Annotated in this window: 23 protein-coding genes; 11 read left to right on the top strand and 12 right to left on the bottom strand. The window is 71.0% G+C overall.

Annotation, left to right across the window (positions count from 1 at the left end; translation table 11 throughout):
* Window positions 1-96: 96 nt before the first annotated feature.
* The 3 genes from NI25_RS13885 (at window position 97) to NI25_RS13895 (ending at window position 4,840) form a co-directional block, all read left to right on the top strand.
* Window positions 97-1,482 (top strand): class II fumarate hydratase, encoded by a 1,386-nt coding sequence (locus tag NI25_RS13885; RefSeq protein ID WP_061442751.1) that lies wholly within the window; start codon window positions 97-99, stop codon window positions 1,480-1,482.
* An 88-nt stretch (window positions 1,483-1,570) separates the two neighbouring features.
* A complete protein-coding gene (locus NI25_RS13890; protein WP_061442752.1) occupies window positions 1,571-2,284 on the top strand; it encodes a DUF402 domain-containing protein in 714 nt (237 codons plus the stop codon).
* A gap of 282 nt (window positions 2,285-2,566) precedes the next feature.
* The gene (locus NI25_RS13895) at window positions 2,567-4,840 is read left to right on the top strand and encodes a SpoIIE family protein phosphatase (RefSeq protein ID WP_061442753.1); all 2,274 of its coding nucleotides are present in this window, start codon (window positions 2,567-2,569) and stop codon (window positions 4,838-4,840) included.
* A gap of 85 nt (window positions 4,841-4,925) precedes the next feature.
* Here NI25_RS13895 and NI25_RS13900 read toward each other — a convergent pair whose 3' ends face one another.
* On the bottom strand, window positions 4,926-7,262 hold the full coding sequence (locus tag NI25_RS13900) for a transglycosylase domain-containing protein (protein ID WP_061446915.1): 2,337 nt from the start codon (window positions 7,260-7,262) through the stop codon (window positions 4,926-4,928).
* A gap of 259 nt (window positions 7,263-7,521) precedes the next feature.
* Here NI25_RS13900 and NI25_RS13905 point away from each other — a divergent pair, with 259 nt between their 5' ends.
* The 5 genes from NI25_RS13905 (at window position 7,522) to NI25_RS13925 (ending at window position 12,576) form a co-directional block, all read left to right on the top strand.
* Window positions 7,522-8,460, top strand: coding sequence for an SPFH domain-containing protein (locus tag NI25_RS13905; RefSeq protein WP_061442754.1), 939 nt, complete (start codon window positions 7,522-7,524; stop codon window positions 8,458-8,460).
* Window positions 8,457-8,735: a hypothetical protein gene (locus NI25_RS13910; protein ID WP_061442755.1), complete on the top strand. Its 279-nt coding sequence runs from the start codon at window positions 8,457-8,459 to the stop codon at window positions 8,733-8,735. Before NI25_RS13905 ends, NI25_RS13910 begins: the two co-directional genes overlap by 4 nt.
* A gap of 291 nt (window positions 8,736-9,026) precedes the next feature.
* Window positions 9,027-9,551 carry a PadR family transcriptional regulator gene (locus NI25_RS13915; RefSeq protein ID WP_061442756.1) on the top strand — a complete coding sequence of 175 codons (525 nt, stop codon included), beginning with the start codon at window positions 9,027-9,029 and terminating at the stop codon, window positions 9,549-9,551.
* Window positions 9,548-10,237: an ABC transporter ATP-binding protein gene (locus tag NI25_RS13920; RefSeq protein WP_061442757.1), complete on the top strand. Its 690-nt coding sequence runs from the start codon at window positions 9,548-9,550 to the stop codon at window positions 10,235-10,237. Before NI25_RS13915 ends, NI25_RS13920 begins: the two co-directional genes overlap by 4 nt.
* A complete protein-coding gene (locus tag NI25_RS13925) occupies window positions 10,234-12,576 on the top strand; it encodes an ABC transporter permease (protein WP_061442758.1) in 2,343 nt (780 codons plus the stop codon). Before NI25_RS13920 ends, NI25_RS13925 begins: the two co-directional genes overlap by 4 nt.
* 215 nt (window positions 12,577-12,791) lie before the next feature.
* Here the strand turns inward: NI25_RS13925 and NI25_RS13930 are convergent, their stop codons facing one another.
* Window positions 12,792-13,730 (bottom strand): LysR substrate-binding domain-containing protein, encoded by a 939-nt coding sequence (locus NI25_RS13930; RefSeq protein WP_061442759.1) that lies wholly within the window; start codon window positions 13,728-13,730, stop codon window positions 12,792-12,794.
* 137 nt (window positions 13,731-13,867) lie between these two features.
* On the opposite strand from NI25_RS13930, the gene NI25_RS13935 reads away from it, so the two are divergent.
* Both NI25_RS13935 and NI25_RS13940 read left to right on the top strand, forming a co-directional pair.
* A complete protein-coding gene (locus tag NI25_RS13935) occupies window positions 13,868-14,422 on the top strand; it encodes a peroxiredoxin (protein WP_030145756.1) in 555 nt (184 codons plus the stop codon).
* Window positions 14,423-14,428: 6 nt separating this feature from the next.
* The gene (locus NI25_RS13940; protein WP_061442760.1) at window positions 14,429-14,965 is read left to right on the top strand and encodes an alkyl hydroperoxide reductase; all 537 of its coding nucleotides are present in this window, start codon (window positions 14,429-14,431) and stop codon (window positions 14,963-14,965) included.
* Window positions 14,966-15,057: 92 nt separating this feature from the next.
* Here NI25_RS13940 and NI25_RS13945 read toward each other — a convergent pair whose 3' ends face one another.
* The 5 genes from NI25_RS13945 to NI25_RS13965 all read right to left on the bottom strand — a co-directional run bounded on the left by NI25_RS13945 (window position 15,058) and on the right by NI25_RS13965 (window position 21,870).
* Entirely contained in the window at window positions 15,058-16,515 is a 1,458-nt protein-coding gene (locus tag NI25_RS13945; protein ID WP_078884617.1) for an AI-2E family transporter, read from the bottom strand.
* Window positions 16,516-16,667: 152 nt separating this feature from the next.
* On the bottom strand, window positions 16,668-17,366 hold the full coding sequence (locus tag NI25_RS13950; protein ID WP_228952074.1) for a transglycosylase SLT domain-containing protein: 699 nt from the start codon (window positions 17,364-17,366) through the stop codon (window positions 16,668-16,670).
* A 447-nt stretch (window positions 17,367-17,813) separates the two neighbouring features.
* Window positions 17,814-19,139, bottom strand: a complete 1,326-nt coding sequence (locus NI25_RS13955; RefSeq protein ID WP_061442763.1) for a PhoH family protein — start codon at window positions 19,137-19,139, stop codon at window positions 17,814-17,816.
* A gap of 1,070 nt (window positions 19,140-20,209) precedes the next feature.
* Complete coding sequence (locus NI25_RS13960) at window positions 20,210-20,989, bottom strand: methyltransferase domain-containing protein (protein ID WP_061442764.1); 780 nt, start codon at window positions 20,987-20,989, stop codon at window positions 20,210-20,212.
* Between the two features lie 2 nt (window positions 20,990-20,991).
* Window positions 20,992-21,870, bottom strand: a complete 879-nt coding sequence (locus NI25_RS13965) for an LLM class flavin-dependent oxidoreductase (protein ID WP_061442765.1) — start codon at window positions 21,868-21,870, stop codon at window positions 20,992-20,994.
* Between the two features lie 384 nt (window positions 21,871-22,254).
* Between NI25_RS13965 and NI25_RS13970 the strand changes: the two genes are divergently transcribed.
* Complete coding sequence (locus tag NI25_RS13970; RefSeq protein WP_061442766.1) at window positions 22,255-22,659, top strand: DUF192 domain-containing protein; 405 nt, start codon at window positions 22,255-22,257, stop codon at window positions 22,657-22,659.
* A gap of 32 nt (window positions 22,660-22,691) precedes the next feature.
* Here the strand turns inward: NI25_RS13970 and NI25_RS13975 are convergent, their stop codons facing one another.
* Genes NI25_RS13975 through NI25_RS13995 form a run of 5 tightly spaced genes read right to left on the bottom strand, consistent with a single transcriptional unit; the run spans window position 22,692 to window position 25,269 of the window.
* Complete coding sequence (locus NI25_RS13975; protein WP_061442767.1) at window positions 22,692-23,219, bottom strand: hypothetical protein; 528 nt, start codon at window positions 23,217-23,219, stop codon at window positions 22,692-22,694.
* A 6-nt stretch (window positions 23,220-23,225) separates the two neighbouring features.
* Entirely contained in the window at window positions 23,226-23,846 is a 621-nt protein-coding gene (locus NI25_RS13980) for an OmpA family protein (protein WP_061442768.1), read from the bottom strand.
* A gap of 8 nt (window positions 23,847-23,854) precedes the next feature.
* On the bottom strand, window positions 23,855-24,439 hold the full coding sequence (locus NI25_RS13985) for a hypothetical protein (protein WP_061442769.1): 585 nt from the start codon (window positions 24,437-24,439) through the stop codon (window positions 23,855-23,857).
* A gap of 33 nt (window positions 24,440-24,472) precedes the next feature.
* Window positions 24,473-25,069 (bottom strand): pilus assembly protein TadG-related protein, encoded by a 597-nt coding sequence (locus NI25_RS13990; RefSeq protein ID WP_061442770.1) that lies wholly within the window; start codon window positions 25,067-25,069, stop codon window positions 24,473-24,475.
* The gene (locus NI25_RS13995) at window positions 25,069-25,269 is read right to left on the bottom strand and encodes a Flp family type IVb pilin (protein WP_061442771.1); all 201 of its coding nucleotides are present in this window, start codon (window positions 25,267-25,269) and stop codon (window positions 25,069-25,071) included. Before NI25_RS13995 ends, NI25_RS13990 begins: the two co-directional genes overlap by 1 nt.
* Between the last annotated feature and the right edge of the window lies 1 nt (window position 25,270).

Raw genomic sequence — 25,270 nt, forward strand, 5'->3', positions numbered from 1 at the left:
CGGCCCGCTCCGATCCGTCTCCCGGCCGCGCCGCGGACCGGCACCCGTTCGGCCCGGTCCAGGAACATCCGTCCCGCCCCGCACGCTGTACCCGTTATGAGCGACTACCGCATCGAGCACGACTCCATGGGCGAGGTCCGCGTCCCCGCCCACGCCAAGTGGCGCGCGCAGACCCAGCGTGCCGTCGAGAACTTCCCCGTCTCCGGGCAGCGCATCGAGCGCGCGCACATCGAGGCGCTCGCGCGGATCAAGGGCGCGGCGGCGAAGGTCAACGCCGAGCTGGGCGTGCTCGACGAGGACGTCGCGGGCGCGATCCAGGAGGCGGCCGCCGAGGTCGCCGAGGGGAAGTGGGACGAGCACTTCCCCGTGGACGTGTTCCAGACGGGTTCCGGCACCTCGTCCAACATGAACACCAACGAGGTCCTCGCCACGCTGGCCACCGAGCGGCTCGGCCGCGACGTGCACCCCAACGACCACGTCAACGCCTCCCAGTCCTCCAACGACGTCTTCCCGTCCTCGATCCACATCGCCGCCACCGCCGCCGTCACCCGTGACCTGATCCCGGCCCTCGACCACCTCGCCGGCGCCCTGGAGCGCAAGGCGGAGGAGTTCGCCGACGTGGTGAAGTCCGGGCGTACGCACCTCATGGACGCCACGCCCGTCACGCTGGGCCAGGAGTTCGGCGGGTACGCGGCGCAGGTGCGGTACGGCGTCGAGCGGCTCCAGGCGTCGCTCCCCCGGCTCGCCGAGCTGCCGCTGGGCGGCACCGCCGTCGGCACCGGTATCAACACGCCGCCCGGCTTCTCCGCCGCCGTCATCGCCGAGGTGGCCCGCGTCACGGGGCTGCCGCTGACCGAGGCGCGCGACCACTTCGAGGCACAGGGCGCGCGGGACGGCATCGTCGAGACGAGCGGGCAGCTGCGGACCATCGGCGTCGGACTGACGAAGATCGCCAACGACCTGCGGTGGATGGCGTCCGGGCCGCGCACCGGGCTCGCCGAGATCGCGCTCCCCGACCTCCAGCCGGGCTCGTCCATCATGCCCGGCAAGGTCAACCCGGTGATCCCCGAGGCGGTCCTCATGGTCGCCGCCCAGGTCACCGGCAACGACGCGACGGTCGCCGCCGCCGGAGCGGCCGGCAACTTCGAGCTGAACGTGATGCTGCCGGTCATCGCCAAGAACGTGCTGGAGTCGGTGCGGCTGCTGGCCAACGTCTCCCGGCTGCTCGCCGACCGGACCGTGGACGGGATCGTCGCGCACCGGGAGCGGGCCCGCGAGTACGCCGAGTCGTCCCCCTCCGTCGTCACGCCGCTCAACAAGTACATCGGGTACGAGGAGGCCGCCAAGGTCGCCAAGAAGGCGCTGGCGGAGCGGAAGACGATCCGCCAGGTGGTGCTGGAGGGCGGGTACGTCGAACGCGGCGACCTGACCGGGGAGCAGCTGGACGAGGCGCTCGACGTGCTGCGGATGACCCGTCCGTGAGAGGTGCCGGAGATCCCGGGGGCGCACGCCGGCGTGCGCTCGCGCGATCTTCGGCGCGTCGATTGGCCACGGCACCTAATATCTGTCCATGGCAGACGGTGAAGCGGTGAGCGCGGCGACGACGGGGCCGGGAACGGACGGCCCGGCGGGCCCGGCGGACTACTGGGCGCCCGGCAGTCACATCCTGTGGCGGTACCGGGAGAACGGCGGTCCGCACGTGCACATCGCGCGCCCCGTCACCGTCGTACGGGACGACGCCGAGCTGCTCGCCGTGTGGCTGGCGCCCGGCACCGAGTGTGTGAAGCCGGTCCTCGCGGACGGTACGCCCGTGCACCTGGAACCGCTGTCCTCGCGCTACACCAAGCCGCGCACGGTGCAGCGCGACCGGTGGTTCGGCACGGGGGTGCTGAAGCTGGCGCGGCCGGGCGAGGCCTGGTCGGTGTGGCTGTTCTGGGACCCGGGCTGGCGGTTCAAGAACTGGTACGTGAACCTGGAGGAGCCGCTGACCCGTTGGGAGGGCGGGGTCGACTCCGAGGACCACTTTCTGGACATCTCCGTCCACCCGGACCGCACCTGGCACTGGCGGGACGAGGACGAGTTCGCGCAGGCCCAGCGGGACCGGCTGATGGACCCGGCACAGGCCGAACGGGTGCGCCGGGCCGGCCGGGCCGCGGTCGCGGAGATCCGTGCCTGGGGGTCCCCGTTCACCGACGGCTGGGAGGACTGGCGGCCCGATCCGGCGTGGCCGGTACCCGCCCTGCCGGGGAACTGGGATCGCACGCCCGCGCACGTGTCCTCATGAGACCCTTGATGTGCCCCCCGGCAGCAAACGTAGGATCGTCCTCCGCAAAGACCGCGGCAGCGGCAACCGGCACAGTGTGCACTGGGCCTGACCGATCGTCACCGAGGGGCGGCAGGACGTGAGCGAGGGGTACGAGGGCAACACGCCGACGGGCCGCAGACGGTCCGCCGGTGGCACAGGAACTGCCTCTGACCACGCGGGAATCCCGTTCCTTGGGCCCGGTTTGCGGGTATCGGGATTTCTGCGGGACGAACTGCACGCGCCGCGCGCAGTCCCGGACGGATGGATTCGACACGCGTGACGGAGCACCCGACATCCTGCGACCGCCCCTCGACGGGCGCCGACCCCACGGATCCCCGCGGGGCGCTCCTGCGTACCCCCGTGCCACCGGGGCCCTCCGGGTCGGCGTTACCGGCCCAGGGGTGCGCCGGTCAGACGCCGCCCGACGCGGGCGCGGGCTCCCCGGGGACGTCCGAGCACTCCCAGCCGGGCGCCGAGCAGGCCGCCGGGGCCGACGGACACCGTCCGCGGCCCGGGTCCGAGGGCGTCCCGGTCCAGCCGGACGGCGCGCGGTCGGCGACCGGCGTGCGGTCGGGCGACCTGCCGTCGGCGTGCGCCGCGGCCTCGGGTGAGGCGGCCGCGGGAGCTATGGACTCGGGTGACCTGGCCCCAGGTGACACGGCCCCAGGTGACACGGGCCCGGGTGAGGCGGCCTCGGACGGCGGGCGGCAGGCCGGCCCGGTGCGGCCGGCGTCCGGGGTGCCGGCCGACACCGGGGGCCGGCACGGCGGGACTTTGGGGCCGGACCGGCGAACCGGTCAGCCCACCGCGCCCGGGCAGCCCACGCCCATGCGGCGGGACGGGGACCGGCTGCGGTTCGTCGGGGCCGCGACCCGGCGGATCGCCCGGGGCATGGACCTCGACGAGATCGTGATGGGGCTGTGCCGGGCCACCGTGCCGACGTTCGCGGACGCCATCCTCGTCTATCTGCGCGAGCCGCTGCCGGTCGGCGACGAGCGCCCCACCGGTCCCCTGGTGCTGCGACTGCGGCGCTCCGACCGCATACCGGCCGAGCGGGACACCGAGGGCGGCTTCGCGCCGGCGGCCCAGCCGGAGCCCTCGGAGCTGGAGACGGTCGGCGCCGAACTGTGCGAGGTGCGGCCGGGCAGCGCGCTGGCCGAGGTGCTGCGCGGGGTGCGTCCGGTCTTCACGGACACCCCGTCCGCCTGTGCCGCGCTGCCCGAACTGCTCGGGGAGGAGCGCGACTTCGCCCTGCCCGAGGGACGCCGGGCGATCCTGGCGCCGTTGCGGGGCCGCCGCCGGGTGATCGGCGCGGCGCTGTTCCTGCGCGGCCCGGAGCGCGTCGCCTTCGAGGCCGACGACCTGCTGGTGGCCGCGCAGCTCGCCACGCACAGCGCGCTGGGCATCGACAAGGCGGTGCTGTACGGGCGCGAGGCGTACATCGCCGACGAGCTGCAGCGCACGATGCTCCCGGAGAACCTGCCGCGCTGCACGGGCGTCCGGCTGGCCTCCCGCTACCTGCCGGCGGCCGAGACCGCGCGGGTGGGCGGCGACTGGTACGACGCCATCCCGCTGCCCGGCAGCCGGGTCGCGCTGGTCGTCGGGGACGTGATGGGCCACTCCATGACGTCGGCGGCCATCATGGGCCAGCTTCGGACCACCGCGCAGACCCTGGCCGGGCTCGACCTGCCGCCGCAGGAGGTGCTGCACCACCTGGACGAGCAGGCCCAGCGCCTGGGCACCGACCGCATGGCGACCTGCCTGTACGCCGTGTACGACCCGGTCGCGCACCGCATCACCGTCGCCAACGCCGGCCACCCGCCGCCCGTCCTGCTGCACCTGGGCGGCGAGGCCGAGGTGCTGCGGGTGCCGGCGGGCGCCCCGATCGGCGTGGGCGGCGTGGACTTCGAGGCCGTGGAGCTGGACGCCCCGGCCGGCGCGACCCTGCTCCTGTACACGGACGGGCTGGTCGAGTCCCGGCTGCGGGACGTGTGGACCGGCATAGAGCAGTTGCGGGAGCGGCTGGCCGCGACGGCCCAGCTGACCGGCCCCGACCATCCGCCGCCCCTGGAAGCCCTGTGCGACGAGGTGCTGGACATGCTCGGCCCGGGCGACCGGGACGACGACATCGCGCTGCTCGCCGCCCGCTTCGACGGCATCGCGCCCAGCGACGTGTCGTACTGGTTCCTGGACCCGGAGGACGCGGCCCCCGGCAAGGCCCGCCGCCTGGCCCGGCGGGCGCTGGCCCGCTGGGGGATGGAGGACCTGACGGACGCCGTGGAGCTGCTCGTCAGCGAGGTCGTGACCAACGCGGTGCGGTACGCCTCGAAGCCGGTCACCCTGCGGCTGTTGCGCACGGACGTGCTGCGCTGCGAGGTCGGCGACGACGTGCCGCAGTTGCCCCGGCTGCGGCAGGCGCGGGCGACCGACGAGGGCGGGCGCGGGCTGTACCTGGTGAACCGGCTGGCCCGCCGCTGGGGCGCGACGCGGCTGAGCACCGGCAAGGTGGTGTGGTTCGAGCTGAACCGCGGCTGACCTACGGCTGAGAGGGCACAGCGCGCGAAGGGGCGCCCGGTGAGCACCGGGCGCCCCTTCGCGCGTCTTGGCGACTTCGGCCGGTCTACGGCAGCCGGTCCCCGTCGGGGAAGTCCGGCTTCCCCGACTCGGTGGACCCACCGCCGTCCGGCGGTGGTTCCGTGGACGGGCTGTTCGACGGCGACTGCGTCGGCGACTCGGGCGGTTCCTCGGTCGTCGGGTCGTTCGACGGGGGTGCCTCGCTCGTCGGGTCGTCGGACGGGGGCGGTGCCTCGCTCGTCTCCTCCCGGGACGGCGACTGGCTCGGCGACTCGGAGGTGGTCACCGACTTGCTGGGCTTCACCGCGGCGCCCTGCTTGGTCTCCAGGTCGAACTTGGTGACCTTCTCCATGACGCCGAAGGTGTACGCGGCCCAGATCTCCGCCGGGGGGCCACCGCCGTTGACGCGGTAGTCGACGCCGGCTGCCTTGTACATCGGGACCTGCGGGTGCGGCGGCTTGTCGTCCTCGCCGAACAGGCCGACCGAGGTGACCAGGTTGGGGGTGAAGCCGGTGAACCAGGCCGACTTGTTGTTGTCGGACGTACCGGTCTTGCCGGCCACCTGCTGGCCGTCCCGCAGCGGGTTCTCCCGTACGGACGTCTTGGCCGTACCGTCGTCGACCACGCCGGTCAGCACGGAGGTCACCGTGTCGGCGGCCTCCCGGCTGATGACCCGCTCGCCGATGGGGTCGGGCATCTCGATGTTGCGGTCCTTGTGCTCGACCGACTTCACGATCGCCGGGGTGACCTTCTTGCCGTGGTTGTCGAAGGTGGCGTAGACGCCGGCCATCTCCAGGGGGCTGGCGCCCATACTGCCCAGGGTCTGCGCGGGCACGGCCTGCTCGCCCTCGGTGTCCATGCCGAGTTCGCCCGCGACCTTCATGACCTCGGTCATCCCGACGTCGACGCCCATCTGCGCGAAGACGGAGTTGACCGACTTGTTCATCGCCTCCTGGACGTCGATCTCGCCGTAGTCCCTGTCGTCCTCGTTGGGCGGCGCGAAGCCGACCTCCTGGTCGCCGTCCATCACGGGGCGCTCGCTGTCGCCGTCGTACATGGTGTTGGCCGTGATCGGCACGCCGTCCTGGGTCTCGGCGTCCTGGTCCACGGCGGCGGCGAGGATCACGGGCTTGAAGGTGGAGGCGGGCTGGTAGTCGTCGCGGGTGGCGTTGTTGGTGAAGTGCTTCAGGTAGTTCACCCCGCCGTACATCGCCACGACGGAACCCGTCTTCGGGTCGACGGAGACGGCGCCGGCCTGCACGTCGGCGTCGACCTTGCGCTTGTCCGGGTCCAGCTTGCTGGTGAGCTTCTCCTTGACCGCATCCTCCAGCGCGGCCTGCTTCTTCTTGTCGATGTTGAGGGTGACGGTGTACCCGCCGAGGTCCACCAGGGCCTTGGCCTGCTCCATGTCCTCGGCGGCGCCCTGGGCGACGAGCTGCTTCTTGAGCGCGAAGTTGGCCGCGTCCACCAGGTATCCGGTCTGGCCGTCCATCCCGGCGGCGGCCTTGGGCTCCTTGGGCGTCGGGAACTTCATGCCCTGCCGGTCGCCCGCGTTCAGCCACTTCTGCTCGACCATGTTGTCCAGGACGTAGTTCCAGCGCTCCTGGACGAGCTTCTTGCCGGTCTCGCTCGCGATCGCCCAGTCGTACTGGTTCGGCGCCTGGAGCAGGGCCGCGAGGTACGCGCCCTGTTCGACCGTCAGGTCCTCGGCGTCGACGCGGTAGTAGGCCTGGGCGGCGGCCTGGATGCCGTAGGCGCCGCGGCCGTAGTAGCTGGTGTTGATGTAGCCGGCGAGGATGTAGTCCTTGGACTTCTCCCGGTCCAGCTTCAGAGAGATGACCAGTTCCTTCAGCTTGCGCGAGACCGTCTGTTCCTGGGACAGGTAGTAGTTCTTGACGTACTGCTGGGTGATCGTCGAACCGCCCTGCGCGCCCTTGCCGGAGAGGGTGTTGAGCACACCGCGCGCGGTGCCCTTCAGGTCGACGCCCGCGTCCTTGTAGAAGGTCTTGTTCTCGGCGGCGACGAAGGTGCGCTGGACGTCCTTGGGGATCTTGGCGAGGTCGACGATCTCCCGGTTGCGCTCGCCGGTGCGGGCCATGATGCTGCCGTCGCTGTACTTGTAGACGTTGCTCTGCAGCTCGGCCTCGGGGTTGCCCTCGGGGATGTCGATCATCATGTACAGCACGATGAAGGCGCCCATGCCGAGCAGGCAGAGGCCGAAGAAGGTGCCCAGGATCTTCTTCCAGGTGAACAGCCGGCGTATGCGGCTCTTGCCGCCCGCGGCACCGCCCGCAGCCCTGGCCGCGCCCGACGAACGGCGGCGTTTCGGCGCCGCGCGGCGTCCACCGCGCTGTCGCGCTCTTCTCTCTTCCGCTCGCCCCATGGGTTCGATCCGCTCCGCTTCGGTCATCTGTGGGCACGTCTCGCTCACGTGTCACACAGGTTCGTCGCTCAGGTCAGCTCAGAAAGCTAACACCGGGAGATATGACAAAGGGCAACCGATCCAGCCTTGTACGGACGTGAGAATCAGCACCCGCTCCACAGGAACCGACGTACGAGAGGGGTTCAGGGTTGTGATGGGCGGGTAAAGTGATATCACTTAGTGAGCAGAGTGAGTGCAACGAAAGAACGGGGGACCACCCATGTCCACGCACGATGCCCCGCAGGTCACCGCCGATGTGCCCGAGATGCCGGCACCGCGTGTCCGCGAGAACCAGGCCCACAGCATCGGCGGCGGGTTCGCGCTGCTGCTCGGGCTGGTCGGACTGCTCGTCGGCGCCGGTCTGATCGCGACCGCCACGGCGGTCGACGCGACCGGTGCGAAGGCCGCGCTGATCATCGGGGGCGTTCTGATCGCCCTGGCGGCCTTCCTCGCGATGTGCGGACTGAACATGGTGGCGCCGGGCGAGGCCCGTGTGGTCCAGCTCTTCGGGCGGTACCGGGGGACGATCCGGCAGGACGGTCTGCGCTGGGTCAACCCCTTCACCTCCCGCACCAAGATCTCGACGCGCGTGCGCAACCACGAGACGGCCGTCCTGAAGGTCAACGACGCCTACGGCAACCCGATCGAGCTGGCGGCGGTCGTGGTGTGGCGGGTGGAGGACACCGCGCAGGCCACCTTCGAGGTGGACGACTACGTCGAGTTCGTCTCCACCCAGACCGAGGCGGCCGTGCGGCACATCGCCATCGAGTACCCGTACGACGCCCACGACGAGGACGGCCTCTCCCTGCGCGGCAACGCCGAGGAGATCACCGAGAAGCTCGCCGTCGAGCTGCACGCGCGCGTGGAGGCGGCCGGCGTGCAGATCATCGAGTCCCGCTTCACGCACCTCGCGTACGCGCCGGAGATCGCCTCGGCGATGCTCCAGCGGCAGCAGGCCGGTGCGGTGGTCGCGGCGCGGCGGCAGATCGTGGACGGCGCGGTCGGCATGGTCGAGGCGGCGCTCGCCCGGATCAGCGAGCAGGACATCGTGGAGCTGGACGACGAACGCAAGGCGGCGATGGTCTCCAACCTGATGGTCGTGCTCTGCGGGGACCGCGCCGCCCAGCCGGTCCTGAACACGGGGACCCTCTACCAGTGACGACCCCGTCCGAGGATTCCGAGGCGCCCCGGGGCACGGCTCCGAAGCGCCGGCCGCAGCAGCGCAAGCAGGTGCTGCTGCGGCTGGACCCGCAGGTGTACGAGGCGCTGGCCCGCTGGGCGGGCGACGAACTGCGCTCGGCCAACGCCCAGATCGAGTTCCTGCTCCGCAGGGCGCTGGCGGAGGCCGGCCGGCTGCCCGGCGACACCGGACCGCTGCCGCGCCGGGGCCGCCCGCCGAAGGGCGGCGGCCCGGGGGCCGCGGCACCTTCCTGACCGTACGGCACGGGGCCGGCATCGGTCGTGGCGGAACACCGTCGGCGCCGGACGCGGCCTCCGTCGCAGCCGAACACCGTCGGGGGCCCCGCCTCCGTCGCAGCCGAACACCCTGCGGCGCCGGGCGCCGTCGCAGCCGAACACCCTGCGGCGCCGGGCGCCGCCCGCGCCGTAGCGGAACCGTGACAATCGGCCCCGACCTGGGCTCCCGCACCCCGCCCGCACCCGCCGCCACGACCTCTGCACCGTGCGTATACATAGGGCGTATACACCGTGTGTAGAGTGCTCCGCATGTCCATCGGTCACACCCTCCTGGGACTCCTGGAGTCCGGGCCGCGCCACGGTTACGACCTCAAGCGCGCCTTCGACGAGAAGTTCGGTCACGACCGGCCGCTGCACTACGGTCAGGTCTACTCGACGATGTCCCGCCTGCTGAAGAACGGCCTCGTCGTGGTCGACGGCATCGAGGCGGGCGGCGGTCCCGAGCGCAAGCGGTACGCGATCACCGACGACGGGATCACCGACGTACAGCGGTGGCTCGCCACGCCGGAGAAGCCCGAGCCGTATCTCCAGTCGACGCTGTACACCAAGGTCGTCCTCGCGCTGCTCACCCACCGGGACGCCGCCGACATCCTCGACACCCAGCGCTCGGAGCACCTGCGCAGCATGCGCATCCTGACGGACCGCAAGCGCAAGGGCGACCTCGCGGACCAGCTCATCTGCGACCACGCCCTCTTCCACCTCGAGGCCGACCTGCGCTGGCTGGAACTGACCGCCGCGCGCCTCGACAAGCTCCGTGAGGCGGTAACCCGATGACTCCCCCCGCAGGCTCCCTGCTCTCGGCGGACCAGCTCCGCAAGGCCTACGGCCCCACCCTCGCCCTCGACGGCGCCGAGTTCTCCATCCACCCCGGCGAGGTCGTCGCCGTCATGGGCCCCTCCGGGTCCGGCAAGTCGACGCTGCTGCACTGCCTCGCCGGCATCGTGACGCCCGACTCGGGGACGATCACGTACAACGGGCGCGAGCTGTCCGCCATGTCCGACGCCCAGCGCAGTGCGCTGCGCCGCTCGGACTTCGGGTTCGTCTTCCAGTTCGGCCAGCTGGTGCCGGAGCTGACGTGCGTCGAGAACGTCGCCCTGCCGCTGCGGCTGAACGGCACGTCCCGCAAGGAGGCCGAGCGGGCCGCGCTGACCTGGATGGAGCGGCTGGAGGTCGATGACCTCAGAAAGAAGCGGCCCGGCGAGGTCTCCGGCGGCCAGGGACAGCGGGTCGCGGTGGCGCGGTCGCTGGTCACCAACCCGCGGGTCCTCTTCGCGGACGAGCCGACCGGCGCGCTGGACTCCCTGAACGGGGAGCGCGTGATGGAGCTGCTCACGGACGCCGCCCGTTCCACCAACGCCGCGGTCGTCCTGGTCACGCACGAGGCACGGGTGGCCGCCTACTCCGACCGCGAGATCGTCGTACGGGACGGCAAGTCCCGGGACATGGAGCGGGTCGTATGAGCGTGCGTCAGTGGGCCGCGGACCTGATGCTGGGCGTCCGCTTCGCCTTCACCGGTGGCCGGGAGGGCTGGACGCGGGCCGTGCTGACGGCCGTCGGCGTCGGGCTCGGCGTGGCGCTGCTGCTGCTGACGACGGCGATCCCGAACGCGCTCACCGTCCGGCACGAGCGGGAGGCGGCGCGCTCCGACATCACGTTCGCCCTCGAGCCGATGCCGAAGGCGAACGACACGCTGGTGATCGCCGACACCGACAACAGCTTCCGCGACCAGGACGTCCGGGGCCGCGCCCTGGAGCCGGAGGGTCCGCGGGCGCCGCTGCCGCCCGGGGTGGAGAAGTTCCCGGCGGTGGGCGAGATGGTGGTCTCCCCCGCCCTGAAGGAGCTGCTGGAGTCGGACTCCGGCGCGCTGCTGCGCGAGCGCCTGCCGGACCGGATCGTCGGCACCATCGCGGAGGAGGGGCTGATCGGCTCGGCCGAACTCGCCTACTACCGGGGCGCGGAAGGGCTCGCCGAGCAGATCACTTCGGGCCGGATCGAGCGCATCGACCGGTTCGGCGACCCGGAGCCCGGGGAGGAGAAGTCCGACCCGGTGCTGCTCCTGCTGATCCTCGTCGTCTTCGTGGTGCTGCTGATGCCGGTCGCGGTGTTCATCGCCGCCGCCGTGCGGTTCGGCGGCGAGCGGCGGGACCGGCGGCTCGCGGCGCTGCGTCTGGTGGGCTCCGACAGCCGCATGACCCGGCGCATCGCCGCCGGCGAGGCCATGGCCGGCGCGTTCCTCGGGCTGCTCTTCGGCGCCGGGTTCTTCATGGTCGGACGGCAACTCGCGGGCAGTGCCGAGGTGTTCCGCATCAGCGTGTTCCCCAGCTATCTCAACCCCTCGCCGCTGCTGGCTCTGCTGGTCGCGGTGGCGGTGCCGGCCGCGGCGGTGCTGGTGACGCTGTTCGCGCTGCGCGGGGTGGTCATCGAGCCGCTCGGCGTGGTGCGTGCCGGGCGCCCGGCCCGGCGCCGGCTGTGGTGGCGGCTGCTGCTGCCGCTGGCCGGACTGGCGATGCTCTACCCGATGATCGGCAACGGCCGGGACAACGGCGACTTCAACCAGTACCTGGTGACCGGCGGTGTCGTCCTGCTCCTGGTGGGCGTGACCGCACTGCTGCCGTGGATCGTCGAGAGCGTCGTCGCCCGGCTCGGCTCCGGCGGCGTCGCCTGGCAACTGGCCGTGCGCAGGCTGCAGCTGAGCAGCGGCACGGCGGCCCGCATGGTCAACGGCATCGCGGTGGCCGTGGCCGGGGCGATCGCGCTGCAGATGCTGTTCGCCGGCGTGGACGACGACTACACCAAGTCGACCGGGCAGGACGTCTCGCGGGCGCAGATGGAGGCGATCCTCCCGAGCGGGGTCCCCATGGACCAGGCGGCCGAGAAGTTCCGCGACACGAAGGGTGTGAAGGGGGTCTTCACCTTCTCCGAGGGCTGGCTGGGCGACCGCCGCCAGGACCCGGATCACGGTACGACGGTGACCGTGGGCGACTGCGCGTCGCTCCGGGAGATCGCCGGCCTGCCCTCGTGCGCCGACGGGGACGTGTTCGCCGTGCACGGCGCCCAGTGGGACGCCGGGGAGGACGTCGCGAAGCTGGTCACGCCGGGCCGGAAGCTCTACCTGGACCCGTCCTACGAGGGCGGCCCGAAGAGCCACGAGATCCCCTGGACGGTGCCGGAGGGCGTCAAGGCGGCGAAGCCGCGGACCGGTCTGCTGGCCGGGACCGACCGGGGCGGCGTCCTGATCACGCCGAAGGCGCTGCCGGACGCGCTCGCGCCGGCGCTGGACGGGCACGCCTACCTGCGGCTGGACGAGTCGGTGCCGGACGTGCACGACCTGGTACGGAACACCACGGCGGCCATCGACCCGCTGGCGAACGCCATGACCTGGGCGGCAACGGAGCGCACCGACCGGTTCGACGCCATCCGCACCGGCCTGTTCGTGGGCGCGGCGTGTGTGCTGGCGCTGATCGGCGCCAGTCTGCTGGTCTCGCAGTTGGAGCAGTTGCGCGAGCGGAAGAAGCTGCTGTCGGCCCTGGTCGCCTTCGGCACCCGGCGCCGCACGCTCAGCCTCTCGGTGCTGTGGCAGACGGCGATTCCGATCGTGCTCGGGCTGCTGCTCTCCATGATCGTGGGCCTGACGCTCGGCACGGTGCTGCTGAAGATGACGGGCACCCCGGTCCGCGTCGACTGGGCCGGCGTTCTGTCCATGACCGGCATCGGCGCGGCGGTCGTCCTGGTGGTGACGCTGTGCAGCCTGCCGCCGCTGCTGCGGCTGATGCGGCCGGAGGGGCTGCGCACGGAGTAGCCACGCCGGTACGCCGCGACGGACCGAGCGACGGAGCGGCCGCCCCGCCGGGCGGCCGCTCCGTCGTGCATGTCAGCCGTGCACCTCAGCCGTGCACCTCAGCCGTGGGCCTCGGGCGTGCACCTCAGCCGTGCGCCTCAGCCGTGCGCCTCAGCCGTGCGCCTCAGCCGTGCGCCTCGGGCGTGCACCTCCGTCGGGCCGCTGAGTCACGCGCCTCAGCCGTGCACCGTCCGCACCGGCAGGTCGGCCATCGCCTCCCGCAGGGCCGCCGCCAGTTCCTCGTACTCCGCCGAGCGGGCCGCGCCCGTGCGCATGGCGAGGGCGACGCGGCGGGTGGGGGCCGGGTCGGCGAAGGAGGCGGTGAGGAGCTGGCTGGAACGGGAGGTCTCCACGCGGACGGCGGTGCGCGGCAGCAGCGTCACCCCGAGGCCGCCCGCCACCAGCTGCACCAGCGTCGACAGACCGGCGGCCGTGGTCGTGGCCGGGACGCCCGCGCGGCCCGCCTCCCGGCAGATGTCGAGCGCCTGGTCGCGCAGGCAGTGCCCCTCGTCGAGCAGCAGCAGCTTCAGCTCGCGCAGCACCGAGCGATCGAGGCCCTCCCGGCCGCCGAGCCGGTGGTCGAGCGGCGTGACCAGGACGAAGTCCTCGTCGAAGAGCGGGAGTTCGGTGACGCCGGGGACGCCGAGCGGCACCGCGAGCAGCAGCAGGTCGAGCCGCCCGGTCGTCAGGCCCTCCAGGAGGCTCGCCGTCTGCTCCTCGTGGACCTGGAGGTCGAGGTCGGGGTAGCGCTCGTGGACCAGGCGCAGCACCGTGGGCAGCAGATACGGCGCCACGGTCGGGATGACGCCGAGCCGCAGCGCGCCGGTGAAGGGCGCCCGCACCGCCTCCGCCTCCTCCAACAGCGCGCCGACCTCCGCCAGTACCGCCTTGGTCCGCACCGCGAGCCGTTCACCGGCGGGCGAGAGCAGCACCTTGCGCGTCGTACGCTCCAGCAGAGTGACACCCAGTGCCTCCTCCAGGGCGGAGACGGCTCCGGAGAGCGCCGGCTGGCTCATGCCGATCGCGGCGGCGGCGTCGCGGAAATGCAGGTGCTCGGCGACCGCGTCGAAAGCCCGCAGCTGGGCGAGGCTGGGCTGCCTCTTCTTCCCGGACACTAATAGCCACCTCCGATCAACCCGACCGAGTGTAGCTATTTCCCTAATCAATGCACCCTGTGCCAACATCAACACCGTCCAACCCATGGGAAACACTCGCAAAACGGGTGTTTCTTCGCTGCACTATTGGAGAGCGCGTGCTCACTGTCGGTGACAAGTTCCCCGAGTTCGATCTGACCGCCTGCGTCTCGCTGGAGAAGGGCAAGGAGTTCCAGCAGATCAACCACAAGACCTACGAGGGTCAGTGGAAGGTCGTCTTCGCGTGGCCCAAGGACTTCACCTTCGTGTGCCCGACCGAGATCGCCGCCTTCGGCAAGCTGAACGACGAGTTCGCCGACCGTGACGCCCAGATCCTCGGCTTCTCCGGCGACTCCGAGTTCGTGCACCACGCCTGGCGCAAGGACCACCCGGACCTGACCGACCTGCCGTTCCCGATGATGGCCGACTCGAAGCACGAGCTCATGCGTGACCTCGGCATCGAGGGCGAGGACGGCTTCGCGCAGCGCGCGGTCTTCATCGTGGACCAGAACAACGAGATCCAGTTCACGATGGTCACCGCCGGCTCCGTCGGCCGTAACCCCAAGGAGGTCCTGCGGGTCCTCGACGCCCTGCAGACCGACGAGCTCTGCCCGTGCAACTGGAGCAAGGGCGACGAGACCCTCGACCCGGTCGCGCTGCTGTCGGGGGAGTGAGCTGACGTGTCCCTCGACTCCCTGAAGTCCGCCATACCGGACTACGCCAAGGACCTGAAGCTCAACCTGGGTTCGGTCATCGGCAACTCCGACCTCCCGGCGCAGCAGCTGTGGGGCACCGTGCTGGCAACCGCCATCGCCTCGCGCTCCCCCATCGTCCTGCGCGAGCTGGAGCCGGAGGCGAAGGCCAACCTCACGCCCGAGGCGTACTCGGCCGCCAAGTCGGCCGCCGCCATCATGGCGATGAACAACGTCTTCTACCGCACCCGGCACCTGCTGTCGGACCACGAGTACGGCACCCTGCGCGCCGGGCTGCGGATGAACGTCATCGGCAACCCGGGCGTCGACAAGGTCGACTTCGAGCTGTGGTCCTTCGCGGTGTCCGCCATCAACGGCTGCGGCATGTGCCTGGACTCGCACGAGCAGGTGCTCCGCAAGGCCGGTGTGGACCGCGAGACGATCCAGGAGGCGTTCAAGATCGCCGCCGTGGTCGAGGCCGTCGGCGCCACGCTGGACGCCGAGGCGGTCCTGGCCGACCAGTAGTCGCCCCGCACGACCCGCACGGCACGGGCCCCGCTCACCGGGAGGTGGGCGGGGCCCGTTCGCGTGCCGTTGCCGCCCGAGGGCTTCGCGCGCTACGCCGGGGAGGTGTCCGACGGCGGACCGCTCTCCGAGGGGTCCTGAGAGCCCTGCGAGCCCTGAGCCCCCTGGGGCCCCTGGGGCCCCTGGGGCCCTTGGGGCTCCGCCGCACCCGGCGTCCGGCCGATCGCCGGGGCGGCGTCGCTCGACGTGGCACCGTGCGGCTTCGGTTTCTGCCGCAGGGCGGCCTCACGGGAGTACGCCCGCAGATAGCCCACGACGGTGTTGGTCACCGCCACCAGGGGTACGGCGACCACGGCGCCTCCGATGCCGGCCACCATGCCGCCGGCGGCCACCGACAGCACCACCGCCAGCGGATGGACCCGCACCGCGCGCCCGAGGATGAACGGCTGCAGGATGTGCCCCTCGATCTGCTGCACCGCCAGTACCACGACGAGGGTCATGACCGCCGCGAACACGCCCTGCGTCACCAGCGCCACGACGACCGCGAGCGCGCCCGACACCACGGCGCCGACGAGCGGGATGAAGGCGAACAGGAAGATGAACACGGCCAGCGGGACGGCCATCGGCACGTCCAGGAAGTAGATGCCGAGACCGATGAAGATGGCGTCGATCAGCGCGACGATCACCGTGCCGCGCACATAGGCGGTCAGCGTCCGCCAGGCGCGCGGACCCGCCCCGGCCACGCCCGGCCGGGCGGCGGCGGGCACCAGCTTCAGCGACCACTGCCAGATGCGCTTGCCGTCGTAGAGCAGGAAGAGCGTCGAGAAGGCGGCCAGCAGGATGCCGGTGAGCGCCTCGACGACGACCGTGACACCCTCGAGTCCCGCCGACGTTATCTGGTCGGTGTTGGCGCCGACCGCTTCCCGCAGGTTCTTGGCGATCTCGTTGATCTGCTTGTCGGTGACGTGGAAGGGGCTGTTCAGCAGCCAGTTGCGCAGCTCGTCGATGCCGTCCTGGACCTGGTCGGAGAGGTTGTCGATGTTCTCCATGACCTGCCAGGTGACGAACCAGCCGATCAGTCCCATCACCACGAAGCCCAGGACCGCCGTCAGGGCGGTGGCCGGCCCCCGGGGAACCCCGTGCCGGCGCAGCCAGGCCACGGCCGGCTGCAGCAGCGCGGTGATCAGCAGCGCGGCGACGAACGCCAGCACCACCAACTGCACGGCGCTGATGATGCGCATCAGCACCCACAGCGTGCCCGCGAGCACCAGGAGCCGCCATCCGGCCTCCGCGGCCACCCGTACTCCCCAGGGCACGGCCTGCGCCGGGTCGGGGCGGTCGGCGACGGCGACCGTACGGTGCGCGGCGAGGTGTTCAGCGGCCGCGTCCTCGGCCGAGTGCTCCGCGGTGTGCGGCACGTGGTCGGAGGCCGGCCCCGGTCCGTCGTCGGCGTCGTGCCGACGCGCCTCTTCCCGGCGCTGCTCCAACCGCTCGCTCATCTGGGTCAGTCCGGCGCCGAGCCGACCGAGCCACCCTGGCACTCGTGACATGATCCGTCCTCTTCCCCCGTCCTTCCCCACCACTCCCCCCTGGAGTCGTTCCGGTCCGACCGTACATGGCGGGAGCGCGAAAGCCCCTCACCATAGGACGGTGAGGGGCTCCGCGAGGTTGAGCGCGGGCCGACAGGCCCGGTCGCCGGGGCTCAGTACCAGTGGTTGGCCTGCCAGAAGGCCCAGGCCTCGCACGGGCTGCCGTAGCGGTTGTCCATGTAGCTGAGGCCCCACTTGATCTGGGTGGCCGGGTTGGTGCGCCAGTCGGCGCCCGCCGAGGCGTACTTGCCGGCCGGCAGTGCCTGGAAGAGGCCGTAGGCGCCGGAGGAGGCGTTGACGGCCTGGTAGTTCCAGCTGGACTCGTGGTCCACGATGTTGCTGAAGCACTGGAACTGGCCGCTGGGCACCATCTGCCGGGCCATCGCCTGGATCTGGCTGGTGCTGTAGGAGCTCTGGACGGCGAAGCTGGTGGCGTCGCGCTTGGCGTCGCGGCTGGCCGCTTCCTGCTTCGCCTGGCGCTCCTTGGCATCCTCGGCCGCCTGCCTGGCCTTCTCCTGCTTGGCCACGGCGGTCTTGGCGGCCGCCTTGCGGGCCGCCTCCTCGGCGTCCTTCTTGGCGCTCGCGTCCGCGGCGATGGCCTGCACGTCGGCCTGATGCGTCAGGGACGCGGTCTGCACCTGCGCCTGCTCACCCATGGGGATGTCGGCGAGCAGCGTCGTGCCTGCTGCCGTCGCCTCCGCGTCGTCGTTGTTCTGCGCGACGCTGCCCGAGGCAACTCCGACGACGCTTCCGACGGCGGTGACCGCCGTGGCCGAGGCCACTGCGAATCCCCGGACCGAGATCCGGCTCACACGGTTTCCTTCCAGCATCGCCCGCTTCGGTGACCCTCGCGGACGCAATCGTGCCCCTGGCACTGGCCTCCCCAACTACGGGTCACGGGAGGCACGGGCCCGGTGGACAACTCCCCTGCGGGGAGCGCCGCGTGGTGCTCGGGCGGCATACGACTCGACTATGGAGTTGGACCTGGTGCTTCTGGGGCGCCGTACCGCTGGGGGTACGGCTGTGTCGTATGCGGGGCCTGACAGGAATGAGACTCTGCCGTAACCCGGCGGGGTGAGGCAATTCTGTGTTGCGTGTGAAAGCTCACATCCCGTTTGGCCCAGGGGATTCACGGAAATCCGCACATGCCGAGGCGCCGCCCGGCTAGGCTCTGGGCCTTTCCGGACGGCGCCGAACTGACGGGTAACCGGCTCTCCTGCGGGCAATCGACCCTTCACGGGTCGGACTTCACGGAAGCGTCAGATGTGACCGTCCTCCAGCATTTCGGTCACGAGCGCCGCGATCTGGGACCTCTCGGAGCGCGTCAGGGTGACGTGCGCGAAGAGCGGATGCCCCTTCAGCTTCTCGACGACGGCGACGACCCCGTCGTACCGGCCGACCCGCAGATTGTCCCGTTGGGCCACGTCATGGGTGAGTACGACCCGTGAGTTGGCCCCGATCCGGGACAGCACGGTCAGCAGGACGTTGCGCTCGAGGGACTGCGCCTCGTCCACGATCACGAAGGCGTCGTGCAGCGAGCGCCCCCGGATGTGGGTGAGCGGCAGCACCTCCAGCATCCCGCGCGCGGTCACCTCTTCGATGACCTCCCGGCTGGTGACGGCCGACAGCGTGTCGAAGACGGCCTGCGCCCAGGGGCTCATCTTCTCGGCCTCGGAGCCGGGCAGATAGCCGAGCTCCTGCCCGCCCACCGCGTACAGCGGACGGAAGACCATCACCTTCTGGTGCTGCCGGCGCTCCAGGACCGCCTCCAGCCCCGCGCACAGCGCGAGCGCCGACTTGCCGGTGCCGGCCCGGCCGCCCATCGACACGATCCCGACGTCCGGGTCGAGGAGCAGATCGAGCGCGATCCGCTGCTCGGCGCTGCGGCCCTTGATGCCGAACGCCTCACGGTCGCCGCGCACGAGGCGGACGCCGCCGTCGGGCGTGACCCGCCCGAGGGCCTTGCCGCGCTCGGACTGGATGGTCAGCCCGGTGTGCACGGGCAGCTCGGCGGCCTCGGGGACGTGGACCCGGCCCTCCTCGAAGAGCACGTCCACCTGCTCGCCCGGCAGGGTGAGTTCGGACATTCCGGTCCAGCCGGAGGCGTCCGTGATGGCCAGCTCCGCGCGGTACTCCTCGGCGAGGAGGCCCACGGACGACGCCTTGATCCTGAGCGGGAGGTCCTTCGAGACGACGGTGACGTCGAACCCCTCCGCCTGCAGATTTCGGGCGACCGCGAGGATGCGGGAGTCGTTGTCCCCCAGGCGGTAGCCGGTGGGCAGCACGCTGGGGTCCGAGTGGTTGAGCTCGACGCGGACGGTGCCGCCGAGGTCCCCGATCGGGATGGGGGCGTCGAGGCGACCGTGCCGTACCCGGAACTCGTCGAGCAGGCGCAGGGCCTGCCGGGCGAAGTAGCCGAGTTCGGGATGGTGCCGTTTGGCCTCCAACTCCGTCACCACGACGATGGGGAGCACGACCTCGTGCTCGTCGAAGCGGTTCAGGGCGTTCGGGTCGGCCAGCAGGACGCTGGTGTCGAGAACGTAGGTGCGCCGGTCGGGCTTGTGGCGCTTTGTGCTGGTCACCACGGAAGGACGTACCCCCTCGGAAGAGGTCGGGGAGCGACGGAGTGGAGCTGGACCGGGAGGGCTGGAACGAGCCGGCCGGTCCGGCCGAGCCGGCCGGTCCGGGGCCTGTCGTGCAGACCCTTGGGGCCGCCCTGCACTGGCGCGGGCCGCGGACCGGCCCTCCGCCGCGTCTTCCGTGCCGTGACCGCACGGTGGGGCTGGTGCAAAGGGCCTCCCGGGCGGACGGCCCCGTGCCGCCCGCTGAGATCCGACACCCGTGGATCGGGCGTCGACCTGCTTGGGTTATGCCCTCGAACAAGCACCGCCATGCCACGACACAGGACGGCGCACCGGTGAACTCCTCGTTACGGCTGCACCGCGGACCGAGGACAGAAAAACGGGCCGGTCCGTGGGGGGGGAGACGGACCGGCCCGAGGGGGGGGTTTCCACCATAACCCTTCGTAAGTGATGCTGCGTGCATCGGCGTGCCACAACTACTCTCCGAAGTCGCCCGGCAACGCCCGGATGCCACGGAAGCCCTCATTCCGGCCCGAATCATGGCCAAATCACGGTGAACCCCCGACCGGGCGTCCGATTCACGCGTGAGTCGAGTGAGTGAAGTGACGAAAGATGCGGGCCGGCCCTCCGAGTCCGCCGGCGCCGGGGCACACCGGAACGGGGCCCCGTGTCCCCCATTCGGGCGACGCCACCGACGCACCCGGACTTGACCCGGCACCGCGCAGCCCCCTCCACTGCGCGGTGCCACGCGCGTAGCTTTGCTCACGCGAATTACCTGGTCCGAACCTACGCGACCGAGCGGCTCGGATTCGACCCGAGGAGGACACCGGTGAATAACGATGTGGAAACCCTGTGAGGATCGGTGACTGATTTGGCACCCTGCGGTCGTGGACGCGGATATTTGCGATGGCGTGAGGCTTGCGCCCGGAACTTCCACGATGCGCGGCTCTTTCCCTGACACGGACTCATGCCGAGAACGCGGGGCATCACTTGGCCGGTGGCGAGTACCGGGCACTTCGAACGACAGTTCCCGGTCATCTTCGCCCGAACGGGCAGGCGTACCGGCCGTCGGCCTACGGCTTGCGCACGTCGAAGAGCTGACGGGAGCTGTGAGCAACGAAGGGGCCGTCGGCCTGGATGCGCGCGTGCAGGTCGCGCAGCCGGTCGCGGTACGCCTCGACGGTGAACCCGGGGACCATCCACACCACCTTGCGCAGGAAGTGGACGACGGCACCGATGTCGAAGAACTCCATCCGCAGCCGCTCCGCCCGCAGCTCCACGACCTCGAGCCCGGCCGCCTCGGCGGCGGCACGCTCGTGCTCGGGATGACGGTGCCGACGCGTCTCCTCCGGCAGCGGCCCGAGGAAGTACTCCACGAGCTCGAAGACACTGGCGGGCCCGACGTGCTGGGCGTAGTAGGCGCCGCCGGACGCCAGCACACGGGCGACCTCGTCCCAGTGCGGCTCGACGGGGTGGCGGCTCACGACCAGGTCGAAGGCGCCGTCCGCGAACGGCAGGGGCGCGTCGTCGGCCGAAGCGACCACCGGGACACCGCGCGGGCGCAGCAGCCGGGTGGCCTCGGCGACGTTGGGTGCCCAGCCCTCGGTGGCGACGACGAGCGGGGCCCGGTCGGGCCCGGCGGCCTGGAGGGCGAAGTCCAGCACCTCCCCTCCCCCGGTCTGCACATCCAGTACGGCGGTCGCGCCGGCCAGCCGCCCCGCCATGGACCGCGCGTAACCCCACGACGGCCGCGCCTCGGTGGCCCGCCCCTCGAACCAGGAGAAGTTCCACCCTTCGGTGGGAACGGAGGCGCCTTCGGCCACGAGTGCGTCGAAGGAGCGCACGTCGGCCACCGCTAGACCACCACCAGGGGCCGGACCTGCTCGGCGGCGAACCGCACGAATCCCTCCGGGTCGGGCTCGTCACCGGTCGGCTGCAGGATGACGGTGTCGGCCCCCGCCTCGGCCAACCGCAGTACGGCGTCGGCAACGGCCTGCGCGTCCCCCGCGACGCCGAGGCCGGGCACGTCCGCGACGCCTTCGGCGACGAGTTCGGCACGGAGCCGTTCCCGGGCGCCGGCTCCGGTGGCGGTGAGGAGATACACGACGACCCTGTGCGCGTCGTCGTCCCGTCCGGCCGCCGCGCGCCCCTCGTCGACGAGCCGCCGGGCACGGCGTACCCCGTCGGGTGCGGTGTTCGCGGTGAGCACGGTCCCGTCGGCGGCCTCACCGGCCAGCCGCAGCGAACGGGGCCCGGTGGCACCGGCGAACACCTCGACGGCCTGCTGCGGGGGCCAGTCGAGCGCGACGCCGTCGAGCTGGACGTAGCGCCCTTTCACGGTCACCCTGTCTCCCCTCAGTAGGGAGCGCAGCGCGAGAAGATGCTCCCGCAGCAGGGTGACGGGCGACTCGGCCCGCGCCCCGACCTGCCCCATCCAGTCCTGCACCCCGTGCCCCACGCCGAGGACGGCGCGTCCAGGGAACATCCGGTGCAGCGTGGCGGCCTCCATCGCGGTGAGGGCCACGTTCCGCAACGGCACGGGCAGCAGCCCGACGCCGACCCGCACCCGCTCGGTCCACGCGAGGGCAGCGGCGGCCGTGGAGATCCCGCCTTCACGGAAGCAGTCCTCCCACAGCCACAGCTCATCGAGCCCCACCTCGTCGGCCACCCGCACCACGGCACGCAGCCGCTCGGGGGCCAGCTGAGGACGGAATACGGCACCGAATCCAGTCATGGTGCCTTCCTACCTCCGGCGTCGACCACTGGACAACACCATTACGAGCCCGGCCCCGGCGGGGTCCTCATCGGTGTGGTGGACCGGTGGAAGGGGATGGGCACGGATGAGCTGGACTCGGCGTGCGAGGCATTCAAGGAGGACTGGAGTGCGGCTCCGCAGGAAGATTTAGAAGAACGACGACGCCCTTCCACGTGACCGTGGCCCGCAGCCAGAGCGATCTCGGCGAAGGCGTTGACGTGGGAGTCGGAAGCAGTCACGAGCCGTAGACCTTACCGGCGCAGGCGAGCCGTACGGCGGTCGTGCCACCGCGATGTTCCCCGATGCCGCGTCGGATACCTTCGGCGGGAAGGCGGGGCCGACGGGCTGAGGTGAGGGGATCGTGTGAGGCGGCGGCGCTGGCGGGACGGAGCGGGGGTTTTGGCCGTGGTGGGGCAGGACGGTGGCCGTGTTCGCGTTCCGCTGGAGATCGCGGGCTCCTACCGCGCCCGTACCAGGGGGCTGCTGGGGCGCAGTTCGGTCGAGGGGGCGATGCTGCTGAGCCCCGCCAACAGCGTGCACACCTTCCGGATGCGGATGGCCATCGACGTGGCCTACCTCGACCGGCGGCTCACCGTCATCGCCGTGCGCACCATGCTGCCGGGCAGGCTGGGGCTGCCCAGGCCGCGGGCTCGGCACGTACTGGAGGCGGAGGCCGGGGCGATGGGTGAGTGGGGGGTGCGGGCGGGGACGCGGGTGGAGATCGTGGAGGGCCCGGCAGAGCCGGCCGGCGGTGTCGTTCCTCCGTGACGTCCACGGTGTGGTCGCCGGTGGGCCGTCTCTCAGGGCGAGACGATGTGCAGGAGCGGCGTGCCGTGCGTGCTCGTCGTCGCCTGGATCACCACGGTGTGGGCCCGCGGGCTGGGGCGGGTGTTGTCCAGGGTGCCGCAGGAGTTGCCGCTGCCGTGTGCGCGGAGGTACGTCCGGCAGCCCCGGCCCGGGCCGGTCGCGGCGCCCTGGGAGCTGTTGTCGCCCGACTTCACCTCGTACTCGATCTTGTTCGGGCCGACCTCGGTCACCGACAACGTTGCCCGGCCGCTGCCGCCCGGTGCCGGGAAGTGGAGGGTCACGGGCTTGGTCACCGTGATCTCGCAGTCGCCGTCGGTGCAGGCGTTGGCGTCGGTGCCGTCTGCTGCGGACGGCGGGGGCGGCTCGGGTGTGGCGTGGTGGGAAGTTGTCGGCCTGGTCCGGGGTGCGGAAGGCGCCTCGTCGGTTCCGTGTGTGTTGGTGCTGCTGCACGCGGCCGTGGTGAGCGCCGTCAGTGCCGCCAGGGTCGTCAGTGCGGCGCGGGCTCGGGTGCGCTTGCTCATGGGTGGTCAGGACTCCGTACGAGGGAAGGAGACCTCCACCCTGCGGTTCTTCTTGCGGCCGGCTTCCGTCGCGTTGTCCGCGATGGGGTACTGCTCGCCGTAGCCGCGGACCTCGTAGGTGATGTCGGCGTCGTTGAGGGACTGAGACAGGACGTCGTGTACGGCGTTGGCGCGGCGCTTGGAGAGTACGTCGCCGTGGGCGGAGGAGCCGAGGTTGTCGGTGAACCCGAAGACGCGGACCCTCGTGGCGTTCTGGGTCCTGATCTCGTCGGCGATGCCCCTGATGCGGGCCTTCGCCTCCGCGCCGAGCTTCGAGCTGTCCTTGCCGAACAGCACCTCGGCCTGGAGCGCGAGTGTCACGCTCGTGTTGGTGTCCTCCCGGCGTTCGTCGCCGCTCTGTTCCTCGACCACCGACTTGATGTCCAACACCTTCGCCAGCGCGAGCGTGGCGCCGTCCGGGAGTTTCAGGTCGGGGTCGTTGGCATCGACCTCTACGGGGGCGGAGGCGGACGGTTCCGTGCCAGGGGGGTCGTTGGGGTCGTCGTCGGCATGGGCCGTGGTGGTGCCGTAGACGGTGGTGGCGAGCATGAGGGTGACTGCGGCCAGCAGGCGCGGGGGTGAGGTCATGGCCGGCCTCACCCGGAGATCTCGATCGTGCCGGTCGTGAACATCGGCAGCTGGAGGGTCACCTCGGCCGTGTCGGCGGGGGGCGCGGGGAACTGCATGAAGACCGGGAGGGATTCACCTGCCTTCAGAGCAGGGAAGTTCGTGGTCGTGAGCGGGCGCCCGTCTGTGTCACGCAGTACGTAATAACGCTTCTTGCCCTTGGGATCCACCAGAGTCGCACCACCGAGAGAGCTACCGTTCCGGATGATCTCGGTCTCGTTCCCGCTCAGCTGAGCGGGAACGTTGACGGTCTTGTCACCGTCGTTCTTCAAGTCGCCACTGATCGTGACGAATCCCCCCGCGTCCCGCTCCGACTCGGTGATCTTGAGAAAGAGACCACTGGGCCCTTTCAGCTCGGCCAGCGTCTCTGCCGAGTCTCCCTCCTGGGCGTCCGGCCTGGACTCGCTGCTCTTGGAAGCAGCCGTCGACGCCCCGGGCTTGTCCTCATCGTTTCCGCCTCCACCGCTGCAAGCCACCAGGCCGAAGGCCAGCACGATCGCAACTGGCCATGCGGACAGTCTCCCGCGGGCCCTCGTTGTGAACCGAATGCTCATGACTCAGCTTCCTTCGTCCTCATCGTTCGCTTGTCAGCTGTCGGCCAGATGGACATCGAACAGGTCCTCGGGCTTGGGTAGGTTCGAAAGGTCGTCCGGTTTCAAGTCCCAGTCCTCACCGCCTTTGCAGGTGAGGCTCGGCAGTGTGTCCTCGTCCGCCCCCTCGGCGGGCGGCTTCGGCGAGCAGCGAGCTTCGATGACTGCGGTCGCGTTCTCCGTTGCCTTCTGTTCCTCCGTGCCCGGCACGATCGTGTCCCCGACGGTGTCATTGGTTTCGGCGGAGACTCTGTAGACCATGCGCCCGTCCGGTTCGCACTCCACGCTCGCGTCGTTTCTCGCCGCCAACTCGGTGGCTCGCCAACACGCGTCGGGGACGAACACCTTTCCTTCGAAGATGTGCTGCCATGCTTCCGGCTCCAGAACCTTGTCGACCCACAGGTCCGCGAGGCGGTCCCGGGTTTCCAGAGCCGCCGCGAGTGCCGCGGCGTCCGCTGCCGTCTGCGCCTCGCTGCGAGTCGCAGCGGCCTGACCTACCGCGAAGTACGCGAGCGCCAGAAGAAGGAGGCCTCCCACCACCGTGATGTAGATGGGGAATGCCTGCCCTGCGTCTCTGTACGCACGAGAGGGCATCAACCGCCGGTCACCTCGGTGATCTTGTCCTTGATCGCGTTGTAGATCGTCTGCCCGATATCCGTCCCCGTGATGGCCAGCACGATCGCCACCACCACCGCGATGATCCCCAGGTACTCCACCGCCGTCTGGCCCTTGTCCTTGCGGTTGGCGGTGTGGGTGTGCAGGTATGCGGCGGCGGTGTGGAGCCAGTTGGTCATG

The sequence above is a fragment of the Streptomyces sp. CCM_MD2014 genome (assembly GCF_000772045.1).
Taxonomy (GTDB): Bacteria; Actinomycetota; Actinomycetes; order Streptomycetales; family Streptomycetaceae; genus Streptomyces; species Streptomyces salinarius.

Coding starts and splice junctions, on each gene's coding strand:
- NI25_RS13895 (WP_061442753.1), top strand. CDS start 2,567: ATGGATTCGACACGCGTGACGGAGCACCCGACATCCTGCGACCGCCCC.
- NI25_RS13925 (WP_061442758.1), top strand. CDS start 10,234: ATGAGCGTGCGTCAGTGGGCCGCGGACCTGATGCTGGGCGTCCGCTTC.
- NI25_RS13905 (WP_061442754.1), top strand. CDS start 7,522: ATGTCCACGCACGATGCCCCGCAGGTCACCGCCGATGTGCCCGAGATG.
- NI25_RS13990 (WP_061442770.1), bottom strand. CDS start 25,069: ATGCCCTCTCGTGCGTACAGAGACGCAGGGCAGGCATTCCCCATCTAC.
- NI25_RS13980 (WP_061442768.1), bottom strand. CDS start 23,846: ATGACCTCACCCCCGCGCCTGCTGGCCGCAGTCACCCTCATGCTCGCC.
- NI25_RS13985 (WP_061442769.1), bottom strand. CDS start 24,439: ATGAGCATTCGGTTCACAACGAGGGCCCGCGGGAGACTGTCCGCATGG.
- NI25_RS13965 (WP_061442765.1), bottom strand. CDS start 21,870: ATGACTGGATTCGGTGCCGTATTCCGTCCTCAGCTGGCCCCCGAGCGG.
- NI25_RS13915 (WP_061442756.1), top strand. CDS start 9,027: ATGTCCATCGGTCACACCCTCCTGGGACTCCTGGAGTCCGGGCCGCGC.
- NI25_RS13885 (WP_061442751.1), top strand. CDS start 97: ATGAGCGACTACCGCATCGAGCACGACTCCATGGGCGAGGTCCGCGTC.
- NI25_RS13900 (WP_061446915.1), bottom strand. CDS start 7,262: ATGGGGCGAGCGGAAGAGAGAAGAGCGCGACAGCGCGGTGGACGCCGC.
- NI25_RS13995 (WP_061442771.1), bottom strand. CDS start 25,269: ATGACCAACTGGCTCCACACCGCCGCCGCATACCTGCACACCCACACC.
- NI25_RS13945 (WP_078884617.1), bottom strand. CDS start 16,515: ATGTCACGAGTGCCAGGGTGGCTCGGTCGGCTCGGCGCCGGACTGACC.
- NI25_RS13890 (WP_061442752.1), top strand. CDS start 1,571: ATGGCAGACGGTGAAGCGGTGAGCGCGGCGACGACGGGGCCGGGAACG.
- NI25_RS13920 (WP_061442757.1), top strand. CDS start 9,548: ATGACTCCCCCCGCAGGCTCCCTGCTCTCGGCGGACCAGCTCCGCAAG.
- NI25_RS13975 (WP_061442767.1), bottom strand. CDS start 23,219: ATGAGCAAGCGCACCCGAGCCCGCGCCGCACTGACGACCCTGGCGGCA.